The 22745-nt window shown below is 71.5% G+C and carries 20 protein-coding genes and 1 tRNA gene; 16 read left to right on the forward strand and 5 right to left on the reverse strand.

The features are described 5' to 3' along the window. Positions 1 to 277: 277 nt before the first annotated feature. From hemG to ABZE72_RS07500, 3 genes are all read left to right on the forward strand, one after another. A complete protein-coding gene (hemG, locus tag ABZE72_RS07490; RefSeq protein WP_372728388.1) occupies positions 278 to 1714 on the forward strand; it encodes a protoporphyrinogen oxidase in 1437 nt (478 codons plus the stop codon). Further along, positions 1711 to 2424 (forward strand): hydrogen peroxide-dependent heme synthase, encoded by a 714-nt coding sequence (gene hemQ / locus ABZE72_RS07495; protein ID WP_372728389.1) that lies wholly within the window; start codon positions 1711 to 1713, stop codon positions 2422 to 2424. The genes hemG and hemQ overlap by 4 nt, the downstream gene beginning before the upstream one ends. 88 nt (positions 2425 to 2512) lie before the next feature. Continuing rightward, positions 2513 to 3142, forward strand: coding sequence for a hypothetical protein (locus tag ABZE72_RS07500; RefSeq protein WP_372728390.1), 630 nt, complete (start codon positions 2513 to 2515; stop codon positions 3140 to 3142). Between the two features lie 200 nt (positions 3143 to 3342). On the opposite strand, the gene msrB is transcribed toward ABZE72_RS07500, so the two are convergent. Continuing rightward, positions 3343 to 3744: a peptide-methionine (R)-S-oxide reductase MsrB gene (gene msrB / locus ABZE72_RS07505; protein ID WP_372728391.1), complete on the reverse strand. Its 402-nt coding sequence runs from the start codon at positions 3742 to 3744 to the stop codon at positions 3343 to 3345. A gap of 29 nt (positions 3745 to 3773) precedes the next feature. Next, positions 3774 to 5066: a GNAT family N-acetyltransferase gene (locus ABZE72_RS07510; RefSeq protein ID WP_372728392.1), complete on the reverse strand. Its 1293-nt coding sequence runs from the start codon at positions 5064 to 5066 to the stop codon at positions 3774 to 3776. Positions 5067 to 5121: 55 nt separating this feature from the next. Between ABZE72_RS07510 and ABZE72_RS07515 the strand changes: the two genes are divergently transcribed. Then, entirely contained in the window at positions 5122 to 6207 is a 1086-nt protein-coding gene (locus tag ABZE72_RS07515; RefSeq protein ID WP_372728393.1) for a DNA polymerase domain-containing protein, read from the forward strand. 252 nt (positions 6208 to 6459) lie between these two features. Here the strand turns inward: ABZE72_RS07515 and ABZE72_RS07520 are convergent, their stop codons facing one another. Both ABZE72_RS07520 and ABZE72_RS07525 read right to left on the reverse strand, forming a co-directional pair. Further along, on the reverse strand, positions 6460 to 6999 hold the full coding sequence (locus ABZE72_RS07520; protein WP_372728394.1) for a hypothetical protein: 540 nt from the start codon (positions 6997 to 6999) through the stop codon (positions 6460 to 6462). Continuing rightward, a complete protein-coding gene (locus ABZE72_RS07525) occupies positions 6992 to 8143 on the reverse strand; it encodes an ATP-dependent DNA ligase (RefSeq protein WP_372728395.1) in 1152 nt (383 codons plus the stop codon). Before ABZE72_RS07525 ends, ABZE72_RS07520 begins: the two co-directional genes overlap by 8 nt. A gap of 85 nt (positions 8144 to 8228) precedes the next feature. Here ABZE72_RS07525 and ABZE72_RS07530 point away from each other — a divergent pair. The 3 genes from ABZE72_RS07530 (at position 8229) to ABZE72_RS07540 (ending at position 10890) form a co-directional block, all read left to right on the forward strand. After that, positions 8229 to 8307, forward strand: a tRNA-Gln gene (locus ABZE72_RS07530). Between the two features lie 59 nt (positions 8308 to 8366). Beyond that, positions 8367 to 9878, forward strand: a complete 1512-nt coding sequence (gene glmU, locus ABZE72_RS07535; protein ID WP_372728396.1) for a bifunctional UDP-N-acetylglucosamine diphosphorylase/glucosamine-1-phosphate N-acetyltransferase GlmU — start codon at positions 8367 to 8369, stop codon at positions 9876 to 9878. 40 nt (positions 9879 to 9918) lie between these two features. After that, on the forward strand, positions 9919 to 10890 hold the full coding sequence (locus ABZE72_RS07540) for a ribose-phosphate diphosphokinase (protein WP_372728397.1): 972 nt from the start codon (positions 9919 to 9921) through the stop codon (positions 10888 to 10890). A gap of 39 nt (positions 10891 to 10929) precedes the next feature. On the opposite strand, the gene pepN is transcribed toward ABZE72_RS07540, so the two are convergent. Further along, the gene (pepN, locus tag ABZE72_RS07545) at positions 10930 to 13356 is read right to left on the reverse strand and encodes an aminopeptidase N (protein WP_372728398.1); all 2427 of its coding nucleotides are present in this window, start codon (positions 13354 to 13356) and stop codon (positions 10930 to 10932) included. Between the two features lie 246 nt (positions 13357 to 13602). On the opposite strand from pepN, the gene ABZE72_RS07550 reads away from it, so the two are divergent. The 9 genes from ABZE72_RS07550 to ABZE72_RS07590 all read left to right on the forward strand — a co-directional run. Further along, positions 13603 to 14277 carry a 50S ribosomal protein L25/general stress protein Ctc gene (locus tag ABZE72_RS07550; protein WP_372728399.1) on the forward strand — a complete coding sequence of 225 codons (675 nt, stop codon included), beginning with the start codon at positions 13603 to 13605 and terminating at the stop codon, positions 14275 to 14277. A gap of 41 nt (positions 14278 to 14318) precedes the next feature. After that, entirely contained in the window at positions 14319 to 14924 is a 606-nt protein-coding gene (gene pth / locus ABZE72_RS07555; RefSeq protein WP_372728400.1) for an aminoacyl-tRNA hydrolase, read from the forward strand. Positions 14925 to 14969: 45 nt separating this feature from the next. After that, positions 14970 to 15764, forward strand: coding sequence for a 3'(2'),5'-bisphosphate nucleotidase CysQ (locus ABZE72_RS07560; RefSeq protein ID WP_372728401.1), 795 nt, complete (start codon positions 14970 to 14972; stop codon positions 15762 to 15764). A gap of 82 nt (positions 15765 to 15846) precedes the next feature. Beyond that, positions 15847 to 16848 carry a DUF4157 domain-containing protein gene (locus ABZE72_RS07565; RefSeq protein WP_372728402.1) on the forward strand — a complete coding sequence of 334 codons (1002 nt, stop codon included), beginning with the start codon at positions 15847 to 15849 and terminating at the stop codon, positions 16846 to 16848. A 4-nt stretch (positions 16849 to 16852) separates the two neighbouring features. Further along, positions 16853 to 17050 carry a hypothetical protein gene (locus ABZE72_RS07570; protein WP_372728403.1) on the forward strand — a complete coding sequence of 66 codons (198 nt, stop codon included), beginning with the start codon at positions 16853 to 16855 and terminating at the stop codon, positions 17048 to 17050. A gap of 216 nt (positions 17051 to 17266) precedes the next feature. Continuing rightward, positions 17267 to 20836: a transcription-repair coupling factor gene (gene mfd / locus ABZE72_RS07575; RefSeq protein ID WP_372728404.1), complete on the forward strand. Its 3570-nt coding sequence runs from the start codon at positions 17267 to 17269 to the stop codon at positions 20834 to 20836. Then, positions 20833 to 21558, forward strand: coding sequence for a hypothetical protein (locus tag ABZE72_RS07580; RefSeq protein WP_372728405.1), 726 nt, complete (start codon positions 20833 to 20835; stop codon positions 21556 to 21558). Before mfd ends, ABZE72_RS07580 begins: the two co-directional genes overlap by 4 nt. Positions 21559 to 21565: 7 nt before the next feature. Further along, on the forward strand, positions 21566 to 22207 hold the full coding sequence (locus ABZE72_RS07585; RefSeq protein WP_372728406.1) for a MazG nucleotide pyrophosphohydrolase domain-containing protein: 642 nt from the start codon (positions 21566 to 21568) through the stop codon (positions 22205 to 22207). After that, positions 22204 to 22745 (forward strand): nitroreductase family protein (locus tag ABZE72_RS07590; RefSeq protein WP_372728407.1); only part of this gene is annotated, 542 nt, incomplete at its 3' end. The genes ABZE72_RS07585 and ABZE72_RS07590, both read left to right, overlap by 4 nt.

Below are 22745 nucleotides of genomic sequence, written 5' to 3' on the forward strand. Positions count from 1 at the left end.
GAGCCGGAGCAGCCGGCTGAGGTGAGCACGAGGGCGAGGACAGCAGGGGCGGCCCACACCAGGGCTGGGCGGTGGTGCTTGCGGGGCTGGCTCATGCAGGTGGGACGCCGGGGGTGCTGTGCGGGTTCCCGGCCGGGGGGGGTTTCACTGGTTAACCAGTGATTTGCGCACTCAACCCCAACAACTCCCCGGGTGAAGTGCGGGTCTTCTGGGTCCGGTCGCCCCCCGACCCGCCACCAGCCCGGTCGCACCACCCCCACGTCCTAGGCTGATCGGCGTGAGTCAACAGTCGAGCCCTGTCGTCGTCGTGGTGGGGGCCGGGGTCGCCGGTCTGACCGCGGCCCGCGACCTGGCCCGCGCCGGCCACCGGGTGCTCGTCCTCGAGGGCGCCCCGCGCGCCGGCGGCAAGCTGCTCCGGGCCGAGGTGGCCGGCATCGGTGTCGACGTGGGTGCCGAGGCGATGCTCAACCGCCGACCCGAGGGCGTCCAGCTGGCTCGCGATCTCGGCCTGCCCGTCGAGCATCCGACCTCCGCGACCTCCCGGCTCTGGACCCGTGACGCCCTCCGCCCGCTGCCCCGCTCGCTGATGGGCGTCCCGCTCGACCTCCACCAGCTCGCCGCGTCCGGGGTGCTCTCGGAGCCCGGCCTCGCCCGGGTGTACGACGAGCAGCCCGTCCCACCCTCGGACGAGGACCGCTCGGTCGGCCAGCTGGTCGCCGCCGCCCTCGGTGACGAGGTCGTCGACCGGCTGGTCGAGCCCCTGCTCGGCGGCGTGTACGCCGGCCACGCCCGGCTGCTCTCCGCCCGGGCCACCGTGCCGGCACTGGTCGCCCTGCTCGAGCGCGGCCCGCTGCTGGCGGGAGCCGCCACCCTGCCCACCTCCGACACCCCGGTCTTCGCCGGGCTCGCCGGTGGCATGGCCGGTCTGGTGGACGCACTCCTCGCCGACCTCGCCACCCACCCCACCGTCCAGGTCCGGTACGACGCACCGGTCCGCGAGCTGCGCCGTACCCCGGCGGGCTGGGCGCTGACCGTCGGGCCCACCACGACCGCCGAGCTCATCGAGGCCGACGCGGTCGTGCTCGCCACGCCCGCCTCGCCCACCGGACGTCTGCTGCGCGACGTGGCGCCGACCGCGGCGGCCGAGCTGGCCGCGATCGAGCACGCCTCGATGGCGGTGGTCAGCTTCGCCTTCCGTGCCCGCGACGTCGCCGGCCTGCTCGCGCTCGACGCCTCCGGCTTCCTGGTCCCGCCGGTGGAGGGCCGCGCGATCAAGGCGGCGACCTTCTCCTTCGCCAAGTGGGCCTGGGTGCGCGCCGCCGGCCGCGGCGCTGAAGGCAGCGAAGGCAGCAAGGGCGCCGATAGTGCCGAGGACCTGGTCCACCTGCGGACCTCCCTCGGTCGGCACCGCGAGGAGGCCGCACTGCAACGCGCCGACGAGGAGCTGGTCGCCGCCTCGCTCGCCGACCTCGCCAGTGCCGTAGGCCTGACCGCGACCCCGGTCGACACCCACGTCCAGCGCTGGGGTGGCGGCCTGCCCCAGTACGCCGTGGGTCACCTCGAGCGAGTCGCCCGGATCCGGGCCGCGCTGGTCGACCTGCCCGGCATCGCCGTCTGCGGGGCGGCGTACGACGGGGTGGGGATCCCGGCCGTGATCGGCTCCGCGCACCGGGCTGCGGCCGCCATCACTCAGCCCGGCACAATGGAGCCATGAGCAACAGCAAGGCCTCCCTCGCCCGTGAGATCAACGACTCCATCCGCTACACCATGTGGTCGGTCTTCCGGCTCGCCGACGTCCTCGGGCCCCTCGAGGGCGGCGCGGACCGAGCCGCCGAGGCGGCCGAGGTCGAGAAGCTCTTCGCGCAGCTCGCCGAGGAGGACGTCGTCGTGCGCGGGGTCTACGACGTGAGCGGCCTGCGCGCCGACGCCGACGTGATGGTCTGGTGGCACTCCGAGACCTCCGAGGCGCTGCAGTCCGCTTACCACCGGCTGCGTCGTACGGCGTTCGGTCGCCGGCTCGCGCCGGTCTGGTCGCAGCTGGCGCTGCACCGGCCCGCGGAGTTCAACAAGTCCCACGTGCCGGCGTTCATGGCGGACGAGGAGGCGAAGGCCCACGTCTGCGTCTACCCCTTCACCCGCTCCTACGAGTGGTACCTGCTCGAGGACTCCGAGCGCCGCCGGATGCTGGCCGAGCACGGCAAGATGGCCCGCGACTACGCCGATGTCCGGGCCAACACCGTGGCCAGCTTCGCGCTGGGCGACTACGAGTGGATGCTGGCCTTCGAGGCCGACGAGCTGCACCGGATCGTCGACCTGATGCGGCACCTGCGCGCCTCCGACGCGCGTCGTCACGTCCGCGAGGAGGTGCCGTTCTACACCGGCAGCCGGGTGGAGATCGCCGACCTGGTCGACCGCCTGCCCTGACCCGGTGCTGCTCGGCACCGAAGCCCGGGACGCCGACCTGGTCCACACGGGTGCGGAACCCGACCCGGGAAGCGGGCGTCCCACCCGCATGAGAATCCTTCGTTCCCTCCCCGTGCTCCTCGCCCTGTTCATCCTGGCCGCCTGCGGAGGCGGCGAGGACAACGTCGTCAGCGACCGAGGCTCCTCGGCCGCGATGCCCACCGCGATCCCCGCCGCCGATGGCACCGTGCACACCCGCACCCTGGCCACGGTGATGGACACCGGCGAGGGGGCCGGGCGACCCGAGCTCTGCCTGGGCGCCGTCGCCGAGTCCTATCCGCCGCAGTGCTCGGGCCTGTCGCTGGTCGGATGGAGGTGGTCCGACCACAACGGCGTCTTCGAGAAGTCCGGCTCGACCCGGTGGGGTCTGTTCGCGGTGACCGGCACCTTCGACGGCTCCGCCGTCACCGTCGAGAGCGCGGTCCCCGCTGCCCTCTACGACGCGATGGTCGTCGAGCCGACCCCCGAGCCGGCCGGCCCCGAGAGCGACCCCGCCGAACTCCGACGCATCCAGGCCGAGGTCGAGGACCTGCCCGGCTTCCTCTCCGCAGCCCCCGGTGACGGCTTCGTCGCGGTCGAGGTCGTCCACGACGACGGATCGCTGCAGGCCTGGGCCGACGGGGAGTACGGCGACGGCGTCGTGCGGATCACCTCGGCGCTGGTGCCGGCCTCGAGCTGACGCCGGCACCAGCCCGGCGTGCGGGCCCGGTCCTCGGTCGCGAAGCCAGTCGTCGTCGCGAGGACGGCGCCGTCGATGACGACGAGCTGACGACGCCGACGTTGCCGTTGCCACCACGGATCGCCCAGAACGCCGGTCGCGTCTGGGGGCGGACCGACGGCTGGTTCACCAAGCTCTGAGCGCGCCGCCTGCCGCCGGGGTCAGCCGTCCGTGGGCTCGAGGGTGAGGCTGATCGAGTTGATGCAGTAGCGGTCGCCGGTGGGCGTGCCGTAGCCGTCGGGGAAGACGTGGCCCAGGTGCGAGCCGCAGTTCGCGCAGCGCACCTCGGTGCGCTTCATCCCGTGCGAGGTGTCCTCGACGTACTCGATCGTGTCGCTGATCGGCTGGTAGAACGACGGCCACCCGCAGCCGGAGTGGAACTTCGTGCCCGACTCGAACAACGTGGCCTGGCAGGCCTTGCACCGGTAGACGCCGGTGGTCTCGGTGTCGGTGTACTCGCCGCGGAAGGCGGGCTCGGTGCCCGCCTGGCGGAGCACGGCGTACTCCTCTGGTGAGAGCTCGGCCCGCCACTGCTCGTCGGTCTTCTCCACCTGGTAGCTCATGACCCCACCGTAATCGGGTCCGGCAAGCCTCAGAAGCCCGTGATGCAGTACGGCGCGGGGCCCACGTCCGCCATCGCGGCGAACCTCTCCACGGCCAACGGTTCGCCCCGAAGCCGACCGGCGGCCCCGAGCGTCGTCACGCCGACCCCGCCCAGGTGCACCGAGCCGAGCGTGTCCGCCGCCAGGGCGACGTCGGCGGGCTCCTGGGTGGCAGACACCTGCGCCTGCCCGTCCTTCACCGCGACCCGCCACCGGCCGGCGGCGTGGCCGAGCTCGTCCTCGACCTCCAGCACGATCTCGCCGTCGGCCCCCCACGGCCGTGCCTCGAGTGCACGCACCACGTCGAGGACCCGGACCCACAGGTCGTCCACGACCTTGACCACGCGCCGGAGCCGGGGATCGACGAGGGCCCAGGCGAGGGGGTCGGTCAGGGGCGCGCGGTTCCACCGGACCTGGTCGACCAGGTCGATGTCGGCCAGGAAGCGCCACAGCCGCAGGTACGACGACGGGTCGGTGGCGACCAGGTCAACGACGTCCACCGTGCTGTGGCCGTCCTGCTGGCCGACGTGCTTGTAGAGGACGTGACCGATCGGACGGCCCCGGTCGTCGACGTGGATCGCGGCGCGCAGTTTGGCGTCGGGGGACTGGCTGTCCCAGTCGAAGGTCCCGGTCAGGATCGACTCGTAGAACTGGGGTCGCGGCAGCGAGCCACGCGTCTGCACGTGGAACTGGCTGAAGACCGCGTCGACGCACGCCCAGGCGTCGGCCGGTTCGACGAGCTCGACCCGCCCCACTGCCGGGGCGGCCGCGACCTCCGGCCGCATCGGCAGGCCCGTCCGGGCGTCGACCTCGACGCGCTGCTGATGGGTGGCGACGCCGAAGCCGAAGCGCCCGTAGATCGACCCCTCGGATGCGGTCAGGGCGGCCATGGGCAACCCGGCCTCCACCGCGTCCTGCAGGTTCTCGGTCATCAGGCGACGCAGCAGGCCACGCCGTCGGTGGGTGGGACTGACCGTGACATCGGTGATCATCCGCACCGGCAGCTGGGCCAGACCCGCGTTGAGCTCCTTGTCGAAGTGGGTGAACGTGGCCACCGGCAACGTTCCCGGCCCCACTGCCGGCGAGGTCAGCCAGGCTCCCCGCAGCACGGCCGCGTCGCGGCGGCAGTGCTCGAGCCAGAACTCGCGTGCCTTCTCGGCCATCCGGTCCTGGTGGAAGGCGCGGGCCACGGCCTGCCCGTAGCCGAGCAACCACTCACCTCGCTGCCCGGCGTCGTCGTTCGGGTCGAGGGTGGCGAAGGTCAGGTCCGGGTGCGTGTCCACGCCGAGCAATCTACGGAGCGATGCCTGCGCCGGGCCAGCCGATTAGGGTCGGCCCATGCCGAAGACTCCCGCAGCCGAGGTCGACGCCGGGGGGCGAGCGGTCCGGGTGTCCAGCCCCGACCGGGTGATCTACCCCGCCACCGACACCACGCCCGAGGTCACCAAGCTGATGGTGGCCGAGTACTTCGCCTCGGTGGACGACGGGCTGATGCGGGCGCTGCGGGATCGGCCGACCGCGCTGGAGCGCTGGCCGAGCGGTGTGCTGCCCGGCATCGAGCTCGCGACCGGGAGGCCCGGCGAGAAGGCCGAGGCGTTCTACCAGAAGCGGGCGCCTCGTGGCGCTCCCGACTACCTCGAGACCGTCGAGGTCACCTTCCCGTCCGGTCGCACCGCCGAGGAGATCTGCCCGACCGAGATCGCGGTGCCGGTCTGGTGTGCCCAGATGGGCACGCTGACCTTCCACCCCTGGCCGGTACGGCGCAGCGACGTCGACCGGCCCGACGAGCTCCGGATCGACCTCGACCCCCAGCCGGGGACCACGTTCGCCGATGCCGCCCGGGTGGCGCTGCTGGCCTGCGAGCTGCTCGAGGAGCTGGGCCTGGTCGGCTTCGCCAAGACCTCGGGACACCGGGGCGTCCACGTCTTCGTCCGGATCGAGCCGCGGTGGGAGTTCGCCGACGTGCGGCACGCCGCGATCGGCTTCGGGCGCGAGCTCGAGCGTCGCGACGACGGGGTCACGACCGCCTGGTGGAAGGAGGAGCGGGGGGAGCGGATCTTCGTGGACTTCAACCAGAACACCCGGGACCGCACCATCGCCTCGGCCTACTCGCTGCGCCCGATCCCGGGGGCTCCGGTCTCCACCCCGGTCACCTGGGCGGAGCTGGCCGAGCTGAGGGACCCCTCGGCGTACAACCTGTTCACGGTGCCCGAGCGGCTGGCCGACGGGGACCCGTGGGCCGGCATCGACGACACGGCGTACTCGATCCAGCCGCTGCTGGACCTCTACGAGGAGTCGGGGCTGGGCGAGATGAACTTCCCGCCCGACCATCCCAAGATGCCCGGCGAGCCACCGCGGGTGCAGCCGTCGAAGAAGGTCGCGGAGCACTGGGATGCCGACGGCAACCGGATCGAGCCGACATGAGTGAAGGACCCGCCGGTGCTCTCCCCCGAAGAAGCACCGAACGGGTCCTGCGCTGCGATGGTCGTCCGGACCCGTGGGTCCGGCTGCGGCCGCATTCCCCCCCAGGAGCGTCCGACTCTGACTGTCGCTGTCAACCGGTCCCCCCCGGGCCGTTGACGTGCCATCAATCTAGGCATCGGCGAGTCACGGGTCACCCACGTGCGACCCACAGTCGGGCCACCGTCGGGTAACAGACGGGTTCAGCTGCGACCCTCAGACTCCGGTGATGCCCTCGCCGCCGCCGGCCTGCTCGTCGAAGTTCTCGTGCTCGAGCAGGTGCAGGACCGGCACGCCGATCTTGCGGCGGGCGCGCGAGGTCCAGTCGACGTGGAAGAACTCGGCGACGACGTGGGGTCGGGTCAGGATGATCGCCTCACGGCCGTCGACGGCGGTCACGGTCTCGGCCAGCGCGTCGATCGGCGGGTCCCCGATGACCGTGCCCGTGCAGGTGGCGCCCGCGGCACGCAAGGCCTCCAGGGTGCGGGTCAGGTCCGAGTCGGAGCGCTCCTGGCAGTCCCGGCGGACCGCCTCGAGGTCGACGTCGCTCATCGCCATCGCCGGCGAGGCCATCACCTCGCCGGCCGAGAGGGCGCCCATCGCGGACTCGATCCGGGCCGCGGCGTCCTCCAGCGGCAGCAGCACGTGGTAGACCACCGGGTCCTCCAGCTCCTCGTGCAGCGAACGCACCTGGGCGGCGTCGGCCGGTGACAGCGCCTGCTCGACCAGCAGTACGACGTTGTAGGTCTCAGACATGGTGCTCGTCTCCGCTCTTCATGGATGAACTGCTCGGAGCCACGCCCAAAATCCTACCGAGGTCGTAGCTCACGGGTTGGTCGAGTTGGTCGTATCCGCAGGACTCCGGGTCGCGGTCGGTGCGCCAGCGTCGGAACTGCGCGGTGTGCCGGAACCGCCGGCCCTCCATGTGGTCGTAGGCCACCTCGACGACCAGGTCGGGCCGCAACGGGGTGAACGAGAGGTCCTTGCCGGCGCTCCACCGGCTCTGGGTGCCGGGGACGCGGTCGGGGTTCGCGATCGCCCAGTCGTCGCCACCCATCCAGGCGCCCCACGGGTGCTTCTCGATCGGGCAGACCAGGGGCTGGAGCTGCTCGATCAGCTCGGCTCGGCGCGCGGCGGTGAAGCTGGCCGACACCCCGATGTGCTGCAGCTGGCCGTCGGCGTACAGGCCGAGCAGCAGGCTGCCGAGCAGTGGCTTCTCCGGGGTCGAGGTCTTGTGCTCGCGGTAACCGGCGACGACCACGTCGGCGGTCCGCTCATGCTTGATCTTCAGCATCGTGCGGGCGTTCGGCTGGTACGTCGCACCCAGCGGCTTGGCGACCACACCGTCCAGGCCGGCGCCCTCGAACTCGGTGAACCACTCCTGCGCCACCGCCGGGTCGGTGGTGGTCCGGGTCAGGTAGCAGGGACCGTCGATCCCGGCCAGCGCCTGCTCGAGGGCCGCACGTCGCTCGGCGAACGGCCGGTCGAGGTACGACTCGTCGCCGAGCGCGAGCAGGTCGAAGGCGACGAAGCCGGCCGGGGTCTTCTCGCTCAGCATCTCCACCCGCGACTTCGCAGGATGGATCCGCTCCTGGAGCAGCTCGAACTCGAGACGCTCACCGCCGTCGGGCGTCTCCCGGGCCACGAAGAGTTCGCCGTCCAGCACGCATCGCTCGGGCAGCTGCTGCCTGATCGCCGCCACGACCTCCGGGAAGTAGCGGGTCAACGGCTTGGTGTTGCGCGAGGTGAGCTCGACCTCGTCGCCGTCGCGGAAGACCAGGCAGCGGAAGCCGTCCCACTTGGGCTCGAAGGAGAGCCCCCCGTGCCGGTCCGGGTCGGGGATCCCCTTCACGGACTTGGCCAGCATGGGCTGCACGGGCGGCATCACGGGCAGGTCCACGCCCCGACCCTAGGGCACGTCGCCGGGGTGAAGGGGTCAGCGGGTGAGGCCCGGGCGAGTGCCAGCCCTTATCGTTGCTGCCCTATCCCCGGTTGGTCTGCCGGCAGGGCCCGCCTGACTTTGAATCAGGACTAGCGACGTAGGTTCGACTCCTACCCGGGGAGCGAGAGTCCGAAGCGAGGCACGAGTGGAGGCCGCCCCTCCCCGATCCGAGGCAGTGAGCATGAGCAGTGGTCCACCGCACGACCTGACCGTCATCGTCCTCGCAGCCGGTGGTGGCACCCGGATGCGCTCGAAGACGATGAAGGTCCTGCACCCGATCTGTGGTCGCTCGATGATCGGCCACGTGCTGAACGCGGTGCGTGCGATGGAGCCCCAGCGGGTGGTGGCGGTCGTCGGCAACCAGCGCGAGCAGGTCGCCCCGCACATCCTCGAACTGGCTCCGGAGGTGGCGCTGGCCGTCCAGGAGACCCAGTCCGGCACCGGCCACGCCGTACGGGTGGCGATGGAGACGGTGGGGTCCATCACCGGCACGGTCGTGGTGGCCTACGGCGACACCCCCCTGCTGCGGGGCGAGAGCCTACGGGCCTTCGCCGCCGAGCACGAGGCGGCCCAGCGCGCGGTCAGCATCCTCAGCGGGGTGGTGGACGAGCCGTTCGGCTACGGCCGGGTGGTCCGCAACGACGAGGGCGACGTGGAGGCGATCGTCGAGGAGAAGGACGCCAGCGACGACCAGCGCACGATCCGGGAGATCAACTCCGGGATCCTCGCCTTCGACGCGGCCTTCCTGATCGAGGCGCTGCCCCGCCTGAGCAACGACAACGCCAACGGCGAGTACTACCTGACCGACACCGTGCAGCTGGCCCGCGACGCCGGCCTGACCGTCGGCGCCTTCGCGATCGACGACGTGGTCCAGACCGAGGGCGTCAACGACCGGGTCCAGCTGGCTGCGCTCGGGCGCGAGCTGAACGCCCGGATCGTCACCGGCTGGATGCGCTCGGGGATCACCGTGATGGACCCGGCCACGACCTGGATCGATGCCGACGTCGTCCTGGCCCAGGACGTCACGATCCTGCCCGGCACCCAGCTCCTCGGCGCGACCGTGGTCGGCGAGGACGCCGTGATCGGTCCGGACTCCACGCTCAAGGACTGCGAGGTGGGGGCCGGCGCCCGGGTGGTGCGCACCCACGCCGAGCTCGCGGTGATCGGGGACGAGGCCAACGTCGGCCCGTTCTCCTACCTGCGACCGGGCACGAAGCTCGGCCGCGGCGGCAAGATCGGCGGCTTCGTGGAGACCAAGAACGCGGTCATCGGCGAGGGCGCCAAGGTGCCGCACCTGTCGTACGTCGGGGACGCCGAGATCGGGGAGGGCGCCAACATCGGCGCCGGGACGATCTTCGCCAACTACGACGGCGTGGCCAAGCACCGGACCACGATCGGCCGGCACGCGCGGACGGCCTCGAACAACACCTTCGTGGCCCCGGTCGAGATCGGGGACGGTGCCGCGACCGGTGCCGGCACCGTCGTACGCCGCGACGTGCCGGCCGGCGCGCTGGCCGTCTCCAGCGGTCCGCAGCGCAACCTCGAGGGCTGGGCGGAGTCGAAGCGGGCCGGGACCGCCCAGGCGCAGGCCGCGGCGGCCGCCCGGGCCGGTGCGACGAGCGCTGAGTCACATGCGTCTCAGGATGACGACCCCGAAGTTGGGCCCTCCGGCTCGGGTGGGACAGAATCCTGAGCACACCCCGGCGATCCAGGAGCAGCGCACCGTGACCGGAATGAAGAAAACCACCGAGAAGAACCTGATGGTCTTCAGTGGCAGGGCCCACCCCGGCCTGTCCGAAGAGGTGGTGGCGCTCCTGGGCACCGACCTCGTGCCCCAGTCGGCCTACGAGTTCGCCAACTCCGAGATCTACATCCGCTACGAGGAGTCGGTGCGCGGCTGCGACGCCTTCGTGGTCCAGAGCCACACGGCTCCGATCAACGAGTGGATCATGGAGCACCTGATCATGGTCGACGCCCTCAAGCGCGCCTCCGCCAAGCGGATCACCGTGGTGATGCCCTTCTACGGCTACGCCCGTCAGGACAAGAAGCACCGTGGCCGTGAGCCGATCTCGGCTCGCCTGATCGCCGACCTCTTCAAGACCGCCGGTGCGGACCGGCTGATCACGGTCGACCTGCACGCCGACCAGATCCAGGGCTTCTTCGACGGCCCCGTCGACCACCTGATGGCGCTGCCGATCCTCGCCGACTACGTCCGCGAGAAGTACGGCGACCAGCGCCTCGCCGTCGTCTCCCCGGACGCCGGCCGGATCAAGGTGGCCGAGCGTTGGTCGGCGCGTCTCGGTGGCGCGCCGCTGGCGTTCATCCACAAGTCGCGTCGTACCGACCGGCCCAACGAGACCGTCGCCAACCGGGTCGTGGGTCAGGTCGAGGGCCGGATCTGCGTGCTGGTCGACGACATGATCGACACCGGCGGGACGATCGTGAAGGCCGCCGAGGCCCTGATGGCCGACGGTGCCGCGGGCGTCATCATCGCCGCGACCCACCCGATCCTCTCGGACCCGGCCGTGGACCGGCTCAAGAACAGCCCGGCCATGGAGGTGATCGTCACGAACACGCTGCCGATCCCCGAGGAGTGCCACTTCGACAAGCTGACCGTGCTCTCGATCGCGCCGCTGCTCGCCCGGGCGATCCGCGAGGTGTTCGAGGACGGCTCCGTGACGTCGATGTTCGACGGCCACGCCTGACCCGACGTCCGAGGTGGTGGCGGCTCGGGGCCGCCCTGATCACTCGACGACGCGCACCAGGTCGTCGTAGTGGTCCTGCCAGTCGCGGCGCAGCACCGTCGGGACCTCGCCCGTCAGGGCCTCCCCGAGCAGCGCGATCTGCGCCTGGTCGAGGTGGACCCGCGGGAACGCCCGGCCCAGCACCTGGCTGAAGGCCTGCCCCCGACGCTCGGCGATCGCCGGCGCCGCACGGAAGTACCGCGCCACGTACGGCGCCACCAGGTCGGCATGCTCGACCGACCAGAGCCCTGAGGCGAGCGCCTCGAACATCCGGTTCGACACCTGGTCGTCGCCGACCATCGCCTGCCAAGCGGCCTCCTTGGCCGCCGGGGTGGGGCGGGCCGCTCGCGCCGTCGCCGCAGCGAGCCGACCGGCGGCGGTGGGGTCGTCGGCCTCCTCGGCGGCGAGGTCGCTCTCGGTGATCGCGTCGAGCTGGGCGAGTCGCCGCACCACCTTCCACCGGGTCGTCGGGTCGAGCGGGACGCCGTGGTCGGTCCGGCCGTCGCTCAGCCAGCCTCGCAGCCGCTGGGCGTCCCGGTCCGTGACCGCGAGGCCCCGGGTGAAGGCCAGCACGAGCTGACCCTCGATCGTGCTCGCCAGCCCGGCCCGGCAGGCGGCAGCTACCACGTCGAGTGCCTGTGCCGCCCGCTCCGGCTCCACCTGACGCGGCACGACGGCGTTCAGCGTGCGGTGCAGCACGGCGTCGAGGATGGCCGCGTCGTGCTCGGTCGGCAGGTGTCGCGCGACCAGGTCGAGGTAGTCGTCGGGAGTGATCTCCTCGCTGCGCACCCGGTCGAAGTTCGCCGCCCACAACACCGCGCGGGCGAGGTCGTCGTGGAGGTCGCAGAGCCCGCCGTCGACCGCCTCGGTCGACTCGGCGTCCAGCCGGACCCGGGCGAAGGTCTCGCCGTGCGAGTTCGGTACGACGACGAGTCCGGCCCAGTCGTCGAAGCGGACCGGTGCGGCCGCCAGGTCCACCATCCGACTGCCGTGCTCGCGCATCGCCTCGTCGTACGCCGTCACGCGCAGCCGGTGGTGCCGGTGCCCCTCGCGGACGAGGTAGGGCACGTCCTCGTCGCGCTTGACGATGAGGGCGTCGAAGCCGCTGGTGCGCAGCCACTCCTTCACCCAGCCTCGGACGTCCCGGCTGGAGGCCGCGTCCAGGGCCTCCACGAAGTCGTCGAGGGTGGCGTTGCCGAAGCGGTGCCGGGTCAGGTGCTGGTTCAGGCCGGCGAGGAACTCCTCGTCGCCCAGCCAGGTCGCCAGCTGACGCAGCACGGAGTTGCCCTTGGCGTAGGAGATCGCGTCGAAGTTCGTGAAGGCGGCGTCGACGTTCGGCACGGCGTCCGCGGCCGGGGCGACGGCATGGGTGGAGGGCCGTTCGTCGGCCTCGTAGGCGCCCGGCTTGCGGTGCGACTCGTGCCAGACCAGGGTGCCGCGGAACCCGGCGCCGTCCTGGGCGACCCGGTAGCCCATATAGTCCGCGAAGGACTCCTGCAGCCAGGTGTCCTCCCACCAGCGCATGGTGACCAGGTTGCCGAACCACATGTGCGCCATCTCGTGGGCGATGACCACCGCACGCCTGGTCCGCTCGAGCTGGGTGATCCGCTCCCTCGGCAGGTACTCGTCGCGGTAGGTGACGCAGCCCGGGGTCTCCAGTGCGCCCCAGTTCTGCCCCGGCACGAAGACCTGGTCGTAGGAGTCGAAGGGGTAGGGCTCGTCGAAGAGCGTGCCGTAGTGGTCGAAGCAGTTCTGGGTGGTGGAGCGCAGCTCGGCCGCGTCCCGCTCCAGCTCGGCGGCCAGCGACCTGCGGGCGTGCCAGCCGAAGCCCAGGCCGGCGTGCTCCCAGCGCACCGAGTGCCACGGCCCGGCGCACACCACGAACATGGCCACCGGGATGGGTGCGGTGGTGGCGAACTCCCAGGTGCCCTCGTGCTCCTGTGCGGTCGCGCCGTTCGCCAGCACCGTCCAGGTCGGCTCGGCCCGGACCTGCAGCGTGATCGGTGCCTTCAGGTCGTTCTGGTCGAAGCAGGCGAAGACGCGCTGGGCGATGTCCATTCCGCAGTAGGCCGAGACGTACAGCTCGCCGTCGGCCGGATCGGCGAACCGGTGCATCCCGTCGCCGTCGGTCACGTAGGGGAGTCGGGCCTCGACCACGACCACGTTGCTCTCGCGCAGGTCGGTGAGATGGATCCGGTGCCCGTCGTACGACGGCCGCGCCAGCGCCTCGCCGTTGACGGTGACCTCGAGGTCGCAGGCCGCGGCCAGCTCCAGGAACGTCTCGGGCCAGCTCGAGCGGAACGACACCGTGGTGCGCATCCCGAAGGTCGGCGACGTGGACGCCTCGGTGAGGTCGAGCTGCACCGCGTAGGAGAGGTCGGAGATCAGCGTCGCGCGGGCACGGGCTTCTCCGAGGGTGAGTGACACGCCACGACCCTAGGGGTCCGGGCCGCGATTCGCCTGCACCGCCGGGCGGGGCTAGACTTCTGCGGTTGCCTCGGCGAGGGAACACCCGGGAGTCCCGGGGGTTCCGTGATCGACAGGGCTGGCTGACCACTGGTGCGCCGCGCTGACTCGATCTCGAGTGCGCGGCGTTCGTGCTTTCCAGCCGCGTCCGGGGCGACCACGAGTTCGAGAACAGACCTGACGTAAACGTACGAGGAGAGAAGTCGCATGTCCGCCGAGAAGATCACCGCCGAGTCCCGGACCGAGTTCGGCAAGGGTGCCGCCCGTCGTATCCGCCGTGCGGACAAGGTCCCCGCCGTCGTCTACGGCCACGGCAACGACCCGCTCCACATCACGCTGCCCGGCCACGACACGATGATGGCCCTCAAGCGCGGCGGCGCCAACGCCCTGCTCGAGCTGTCCATCGACGGCAAGACCCAGCTCGCCCTGACCAAGCAGGTCCAGGTCGACCCGATCAAGCGCCACCTCGAGCACATCGACTTCGTCGTGGTCCGCAAGGGCGAGAAGGTCACCGTCGAGATCCCGGTCCACCTGAACGGCACCGCCGCCAAGGAGACCCTGGTCGTCGTCGAGAACGCGACCGTCCAGGTCGAGGCCGAGGCCACCCACATCCCCGAGTACGTCGAGATCGACATCGAGGGCCTCGAGGCCGGCACGCAGATCCTCGCCTCGGACCTGGTCATGGTCCCCGGCTCGACCCTGCTGCTCGACCCCGACACCCTGGTCGTCAACATCACCGAGGCGCCCACCACCGAGGACATCGAGGCCGAGCTCGCCGAGGCCGAGGCCGAGGCCGGCATCGAGCACGACCAGAGCGACGCCGAGGCTGCTGCCGAGGCCGCCGAGGGCGACAACGCCGACGAGAAGTCCGACGAGGCCTGAGCCTCACGTTCTTCCGTAGCAAGGGCCGGGACTCCACTGCCATGACCGAAGCTCCGACAGGTACGCCTGGGTGGCTCGTCGTGGGTCTGGGGAATCCCGGCCCTTCCTATGCCGGGCACCGGCACAACGTGGGCTACCTCGTCTGTGATGAGCTGGCCCGACGCTGGGGTGCGTCGTTCAAGGCGCACAAGTCCGGCCGCGCCGAGGTGGTCGAGGGCCGGCTCGGCGCCCCGGGCTCGGACGGGCCGCGCGTCGTGCTCGCCCGCTCGCGTTCGTACATGAACGAGTGCGGGGGAGCGGTCTCGACGCTCGCCACCTTCTACAAGATCCCCCCGACCCGGATCATCGCGATCCACGACGAGCTCGACATCGCCTTCGGGACCCTGCGGGTCAAGCTCGGTGGCGGCGACAACGGCCACAACGGGCTGCGCTCGATGCGGGCCTCGCTGGGCACCGGCGACTTCTACCGGGTCCGGGCCGGCATCGGCCGCCCGCCGGGCCGCCAGGCCGTCGCCGACTTCGTGCTCTCCGACTACTCCAAGGTCGAGCGCAAGGAGCTCCCCTTCCAGGTCGACACGGCCGCGGACGCGGTCGAGTCCCTGATCACGGTGGGTCTGGAGCAGACCCAGCAGCGCTACAACTCCTGACGCCTGCCGCACCGGGTGGTCCGGATCGCTCGCTAGGGTGTCCCGGTGACCTTCGAACCCGGTACCCCGCCCGCAGTCGCCAGCACCGACGACCACGTCCTCGCCACCTGGCTGGCCACCGTCGCCGGTGAGCGCCTTCTCGAGGTGCGTGCCGAGGGCCTGGAGGGCAAGGAGCTCAAGGACGCCGGCGACGTCGCCGCCCACGACCTGCTGATGAAGCTGGTCGCCGAGCACCGCCCCGACGACGCCGTCCTCTCCGAGGAGGGCCCCGAGGACGCCGGCGACAGGGTCGACCGGCTCTCGGCCAGCCGGGTCTGGATCATCGACCCGCTCGACGGCACCCGCGAGTTCTCCGAGCCGCCGCGCGACGACTGGGCCGTGCACGTCGCCCTCTGGCAGGACGGCGCCCTGGTGGCCGGCGCGGTCGCCCAGCCCGCCCTCGGCGAGACGTTCAACACCGGCCAGCCCCCCGTCGTACCCCCGAGCACGTCGGCGCGCCCGCGCATCGCGGTCTCCCGCAGCCGCCCGCCGGCCTTCGTCAACGCGCTGGCCGAGGAGCTCGACGCCGAGCTGGTGCCGATGGGCTCGGCCGGGGTCAAGGTGCTCTCGGTCGCCCGTGACATCACCGACGCCTACGTGCACGCCGGTGGCCAGTACGAGTGGGACTCGGCCGCACCGGTGGCCGTCGCGGCCGCCGCGGGGCTCTTCACCTCCCGGGTCGACGGCTCCCCGCTGCTGTACAACCAGGAGGACGTCTACCTCCCCGACCTGATCGTCTGCCGGCCCGAGCTGGCCGAGCGGATCGTGGAGTTCGTCAAGCGGCACGGCACCGACGCCTGAGCGCGCTCGGATTCACCTGACACCGGCAGGTGACAGGTCTACCGTGGCAAGGAGGTCGTCCCTTCCACTCGGTGGTGAAGCCATGGCGGAACCGGTCAATGCAGAGAAGGTCTCCCTCCCCCCTCACGTGAAGGCGCCGCCACGCCCGGACGACATCGCGCCCCTCGACCATGAGCACCTCAGACCGTTGGCCGGGCTCTCCGGAGGACTCTCCACGGGTCTCTCCGGCGGGGACCCCGCCGTACGGCGACTGGCCGAGGGCGACGACCCGTTGGGTGGGTCGGCGGCATCGGCCGACGTGGTCAGCGCGCTGCAGCGTCGTCGTGGTCGGGGTGCGCCGCTGGACACCGCCACCGCCGGCGTGTTCGGGCAGACGATGGGGGCAGACCTCAGCGGGGTCCGGGTGCACACCGACTCCGAGGCGGACAGCATCGCCCGGTCGGTCCAGGCCAAGGCGTTCACCCACGGCAGCGACGTCTACTTCTCCCGCGGCACGTTCGACACCGCCTCGCAGTCCGGCAAGCACCTGCTCGCCCATGAGCTGACCCACGTCGTGCAGCAGCAGACGGGGGCCGATCGCGGGGGCGGCGGGACCACCATCGGCCGGGCCGACGACCCGCTGGAGACCGCCGCGGACCAGAACGCCGACCGCGTGGTCGGCGCCCTGCAGCGCTGCTCGAGTCCGCACCGCGAGCACACGCACGGGCGCGAGCCTGACGGTGCGCAGGCCTCCCCGATCTCCCGGCTCGCGCGAAAGGCGAACCTGGTGGTTCGTCGCGTCCTCGCGGCGGCCGCCGAGATCCCGGCCCTCGCGACCGCGATCGCGAACGGACACGCCTGGACCAAGCACGTGCAGCAGGAGCAGGAGTTCACGACCGAGAACTTCGCGAACCAGGCTGCCTTCGCCGCGCACATCGAGTCCGTCATGACGACACCGAGCGAGAGCAAGGATCTCGGTGGCGTTCGGGGTGCGTACTGGGATGATGGCAGCAAGACCGTGGTCATCCTCAACACAGGGGCGGCCGACAAGGGAACGTGCTTCAAGCCCAAGGACGGCAAGACCTACTACGACAACTTGGTGTGAGCCCATGCAGATCAACTCGACCGATGCGACCCAGGCCACCGTCACGCTGACGGATGCCGAGTTGCGCCTGCTCAACAACGCGATGAACGAGGCCCTGGAGGCGCTCGACGACGACGAGTTCGAGACCCGGGTGGGCGCCGAACGCTCCGAGATGCAGGCACTGCTCAGCGAGGTCAACGCGCTGATCAAGAGCCTCGCCTGAGGCTCGGTCGACCGAGGACCCACAGCGTCGTACCCGCTGTAACGCGGTGTTCTCGACGCTGAGTGCGCCGTACGCAGCTGGTCCAGCGACCGTAACCCCGCGTTACAGCGGAAGGTCCGTAGACTCGGGCGCGGAGTACACCCCCGACCCCCTGCCGATTCCCGGCCGGGGGCTGTCGTGTTGTGCCTGACGCGCAGCTGACCCCGAAGGAGCCCCGTGAGCCTCACCGGCCTGGCCGACGCCGTCCTCGCCGACCCCGTCCTCTCCCGAGCGATGGACGACGCCCGGGACACGACCGTGCGCACGCTCGACCTGACCGGTCCGGCGGCGCTGCGGCCGTTCGTGATCAGCGGGCTGGTCCGCTCCGGGCGCACGGTCCTGGCCGTCACCGCCACGGCCCGCGAGGCCGAGGACCTGGTCGACGCCCTCGCCGACCTGGTCGACCCGGCACTCGTGGCGCTCTACCCCAGCTGGGAGACGCTGCCGCACGAGCGGTTGAGCCCCCGCAGCGACACGGTCGGGCGGCGCCTGGCAGTCCTGCGCCGGCTCTGCCACCCCGGCGAGGACGCCAGCAACGGGCCGCTGCGGGTCGTGGTCGCCCCGGTGCGTTCGATCCTGCAGCCCCAGGTCAAGGGCCTGGGCGACCTCGAGCCGGTCGAGCTGAGCCAGGGCGGATCGGCCAACCTCGACGACGTCGTACGGCGCCTCTCCGACGCCGCCTACTCCCGGGTGGACCTGGTCGAGAAGCGCGGCGAGTTCGCGGTCCGCGGTGGCATCGTCGACGTCTTCCCGCCCACCGACGAGCACCCGGTCCGGGTGGAGTTCTGGGGCGACGACGTCGAGGAGATCCGCACCTTCTCGGTCGCCGACCAGCGCACCCTGGAGAAGGTCGAGCGGCTCTGGGCGCCGCCGTGCCGCGAGCTCCTGCTCACCGAGGAGGTACGCCGTCGCGCGGCCGAGCTGGGCCGCGCGCACCCCCAGCTGCTGGAGCTGACCGACAAGATCGCCGCCGGGATCGCCGTGGAGGGGATGGAGTCGCTGGCCCCGGCGCTGGTCGACGACATGGAGCTGCTCCTCGACCTGATGCCCGCCGACACCCACGTGCTGGTGCTCGATCCGGAGCGCGCCCGCAGCCGGGCCCACGACCTGGTCGCCACCAGTGAGGAGTTCCTCGGCGCCAGCTGGGCGGCGGCCGCCGGTGGCGGCAGCGCCCCGATCGACCTGGGCTCCGCGTCGTACCGCTCGCTCGCCGAGGTCCGCGAGCACTCGCTGGCCCAGGACAAGCCTTGGTGGACGATGAGCCCGTTCGGCCTCGACGACACCGACGCAGCGCCGGTCGCGAGCGGCAGCGATGTCGGCGTCGCCAGCCGCGCCCTGCCGGCCAAGCCGGTCGACGCCTACCGCGGCGACCTCGAACGCGCCGTCGCCGACGTCCGGCGCTGGCTGGCCGAGGAGTACCGGATCGTCGTGATCCACCCCGGCCACGGTCCCGCCCAGCGGATGGTCGAGGTGCTCGGCGAGCACGACGTGGCCGCCCGGATGGTCGAGCCCGAGGACCTCGAGCTCGCTCCGCACGTGGTGACCGTGACCTGCGGCTCCCTGGAGCACGGGTTCGTCGACGAGGTGAACCGGCTGGTCCTGCTCACCGGCGACGACCTGTCCGGTCAGAAGTCCTCCACCCGCGACATGCGCAAGATGCCGGCGCGACGCAAGCGGCAGATCGACCCGCTCGAGCTCAAGGCCGGCGACCACGTCGTGCACGAGCAGCACGGGGTCGGGCGTTTCGTGGAGATGAAGCAGCGCGAGGTCGGCGGCGCCACCCGTGAGTACCTCGTCCTGGAGTACGGCGCCTCCAAGCGCGGGGGACCGGCCGACCGGCTCTACGTCCCGGCCGACGCCCTGGACCAGGTCACCCGGTACGTCGGCGGCGAGCAGCCGAGCCTGGACCGCCTCGGCGGCGGCGACTGGGCCAAGCGCAAGGGCCGGGCCCGCAAGGCGGTCCGGGAGATCGCCGCCGAGTTGATCAAGCTGTACGCCGCTCGCCAGGCCACCCAGGGTCACGCGTTCGGGCCGGACAGCCCCTGGCAGCGCGAGCTGGAGGATGCCTTCCCGTTCAACGAGACCCCCGACCAGCTGAGCACGGTCGACGAGGTCAAGGCCGACATGATGCGCACGGTCCCGATGGACCGACTGGTCTGCGGCGACGTGGGCTACGGCAAGACCGAGATCGCGGTCCGGGCGGCGTTCAAGGCCGTCCAGGACGGCAAGCAGGTCGCCGTGCTGGTGCCCACCACGCTGCTGGTCACCCAGCACCACTCGACCTTCGCCGAGCGGATGAGCGGCTTCCCGGTCAACCTCAAGCCGCTGTCGCGGTTCCAGACCGACAAGGAGGCCAAGGAGGTCCTGGACGGGCTCGCCGACGGCACGGTCGACATCGTGATCGGCACGCACCGTCTGCTCAACCCCGACATCCGGATCAAGGACCTGGGCCTGATCATCGTCGACGAGGAGCAGCGCTTCGGGGTCGAGCACAAGGAGCAGATGAAGCGGCTGCGGACCTCGGTCGACGTGCTCGCGATGAGCGCGACCCCGATCCCGCGCACCCTGGAGATGGCGGTGACCGGCATCCGCGAGATGTCCACGATCACCACCCCGCCCGAGGAGCGACACCCGGTGCTCACCTACGTGGGCGCCTACGAGGACCGCCAGATCATCGCCGCGGTCCGTCGCGAGCTGCTCCGCGAGGGCCAGGTCTTCTACATCCACAACCGGGTCAACTCCATCGAGAAGGCGGCCGCCCGGATCAAGGAGCTGGTCCCCGAGGCGCGCGTCGCGACCGCCCACGGCCAGATGGGCGAGCACCAGCTGGAACGGGTGATGCTGGACTTCTGGGAGAAGAACTTCGACGTCCTGGTCTGCACCACGATCGTGGAGTCCGGCCTCGACGTCTCCAACGCCAACACGATGATCATCGAGCGTTCCGACACCCTGGGCCTCAGCCAACTCCACCAGCTGCGTGGCCGGGTCGGCCGGAGCCGCGAGCGGGCCTACGCCTACTTCCTCTACCCCGCGGAGAAGCCGCTGACCGAGACCGCCCACGAGCGACTCGCCACGCTGGCCCAGCACTCCGACCTCGGCGGCGGCATGGCGATCGCGATGAAGGACCTCGAGATCCGGGGCGCGGGCAACCTGCTCGGCGGCGAGCAGTCCGGCCACATCGCCGACGTCGGGTTCGACCTCTACGTGCGGCTGGTCGGCGAGGCGGTCAACGAGTTCAAGGGCGAGGCGGACGCCGAGTTCACCGAGGTCCGCATCGAGCTCCCGGTCGACGCCCACCTGCCGCACGACTACATCGCCAGCGAGCGGTTGCGGCTGGAGATGTACAAGCGGCTGGCGGAGGTGCGCGAGGACGGCGACATCGACCTGCTCCGCGAGGAGATGCTCGACCGGTACGGCGAGCCGCCGCAGGAGGTCGAGTCGCTGCTGCTGGTCGCTCGCTTCCGGGCCCGGGCCCGACAGGCCGGCATCTCCGAGGTCACGATCGCGGGGAAGAACGTCCGGTTCGCCCCGGTCTCGCTGCCCGAGTCCCGGGTCGTGCGGTTGATGCGGATGTACCCCAAGAGCATCGTCAAGACCCAGGTCGACACGATCCTCGTCCCGCGACCGCAGACGGCCGTGGTGGGGGGCAAGCCCATCTCCGGCGTGGCTTTGCTTGAATGGGCGCGGTCGGTCATCGACAGTGTGATCGACCCCGTCGAGTTGCGGCACCCCAAGGAGTCCTCGTGAGCATCACCCTGCGCCGACCGGCGAGCCTCGCGGCCGCCACCAAGATCGTGGCCGGTCTGGCCCTGGCCGGTCTGCTCTCGTCGTGCGGTGTGGCCGGCACCGCGTTCCACCCGGGCGTGGCCGCAGCGGTGGGCGAGGAGCAGGTCAAGATCTCCGAGGTCGACACGATCGCGGCCGGCTACTGCTCGGCCATCGAGGGACAGCTCTCCGGTCAGAGCCTGCCGAACCGCTTCCTGCGCGGCGGCGTCGTCGGCCAGCTCGCGCTGGTCTCGGCGGCCCGCCAGCTGGCCGAGGAGTACGACGTCACGCCGGGTCAGGCCTACGACCAGCAGGTCGCCGACCTGAAGACCGCCACGCTCACGCTCGATCCTGCCGAGCAGGAGGCCGTGCTCGCGATCGAGTCCTCCGGGGCGTACATCACCGGCGTCCAGTCGGCGGTCGGCACGGAGGTGCTGCGCCGCGGCGGCACCAGCGACCCCGAGCCGGATGCGGCAGCAGCGGCCGGGCAGGCCCTCTTCGCGGCGTGGCTGGACGACAACGACGTCCGGATCGACCCGCAGTACGGCGTGGCCATCACCGGCGGCCAGGTCGTCCCGGTCGACACCAGTGTGTCCACCGCCGTCGGGGAGACGGCCGTGCTGGGACAGTCCGAGCCGAACCCCTCCGATCCGGAGTACGCCGCGTACACGGCCGGGCTGCCGAAGTCCCTGCGCTGCGGGTGAGCCGGTCGTGACCGAGCCCGCGTCGGGTGAGCCCCTGGTGGACTTCCTGGGCGACATGCGCCGGATGCGGGCCGAGTGCGACTGGAAGCGCGGGCAGACCCATCGCTCGCTGGCGCGCTACCTCCTCGAGGAGGTCCACGAGACCCTCGAGGTGCTGGACGCCTGGGACGAGCGGCCCGACCCGGCGCACCTGTGCGAGGAGCTCGGGGACCTGCTGCTCCAGGTCTACTTCCATGCGGTGATCGCCGAGGAGTCCGGCGACTTCACCCTCGACGACGTGGCCCGCGGCATCATCACCAAGATGCACCGCCGCAACCCGCACGTGTTCGGCGACGAGGGAGCCGCGGGCGCCGACACCCGGGGCGCCACGGAGATCAACGAGCAGTGGCAGGCGATCAAGGCGGCCGAGAAGCCGCGGACGAGCCCGGACGACGGACTGCCGCCGGGCCTGCCGGCGCTGCTGCTGGCCGACAAGGTGCTGGATCGCAGGGAGCGGGCGACCGGTCGGCCGGACCGGCCGGACCGGCCGACCGGCGACGACCTGGGGGACCGGCTGCTCGCCCTGGTGGCCGAGGCGCGCTCCACCGGGGTCGACCCCGAGCAGGCCCTGCGCGATGCGGTACGCCGCCTGGTCGAGCAGGCGCCGTGAGCGGCGGGCAGCAGGAGCCGGCGCCGACCCTGCCCTCGCTCTGCGACGAGGAGGCCGTCCGGCGTACCCGGGAGCTGGCCGACGAGCTGCACCGGCGCCGCACGATCCGGGAGTTCTCCGAGGAGCCGATCCCGCTCGAGGTGGTCCGGGAGGCCGTGCGGGCGGCCGCCTCGGCTCCCAGCGGCGCCAACGTGCAGCCCTGGCGCTTCGTCGTGGTCACCGACCCCGAGCGCAAGCGGTTGCTGCGGGAGGGCGCCGAGGAGGAGGAGCGCCGCTTCTACGCCGGCCGGGCCTCCGAGGAGTGGCTCGAGGCCTTGGGACCGCTGGGCACCGACTGGCACAAGCCCTTCCTGGAGACGGCCCCGGTGGTGATCGCGGTCTTCGAGGTGCACCGCAACGAGACCGAACCGCGGCCCTACTACGTCAAGGAGTCGGTGGGGATCGCCGTGGGGCTCCTGCTGGCCGCCCTGCACCGAGCGGGCCTCGCCACGCTGACCCACACGCCCTCGCCGATGAGGTGGATCAACCAGGTCCTGGA

Origin of the sequence: Nocardioides sp. (assembly GCF_041600255.1) — a bacterium.
GTDB lineage: Bacteria > Actinomycetota > Actinomycetes > Propionibacteriales > Nocardioidaceae > Nocardioides.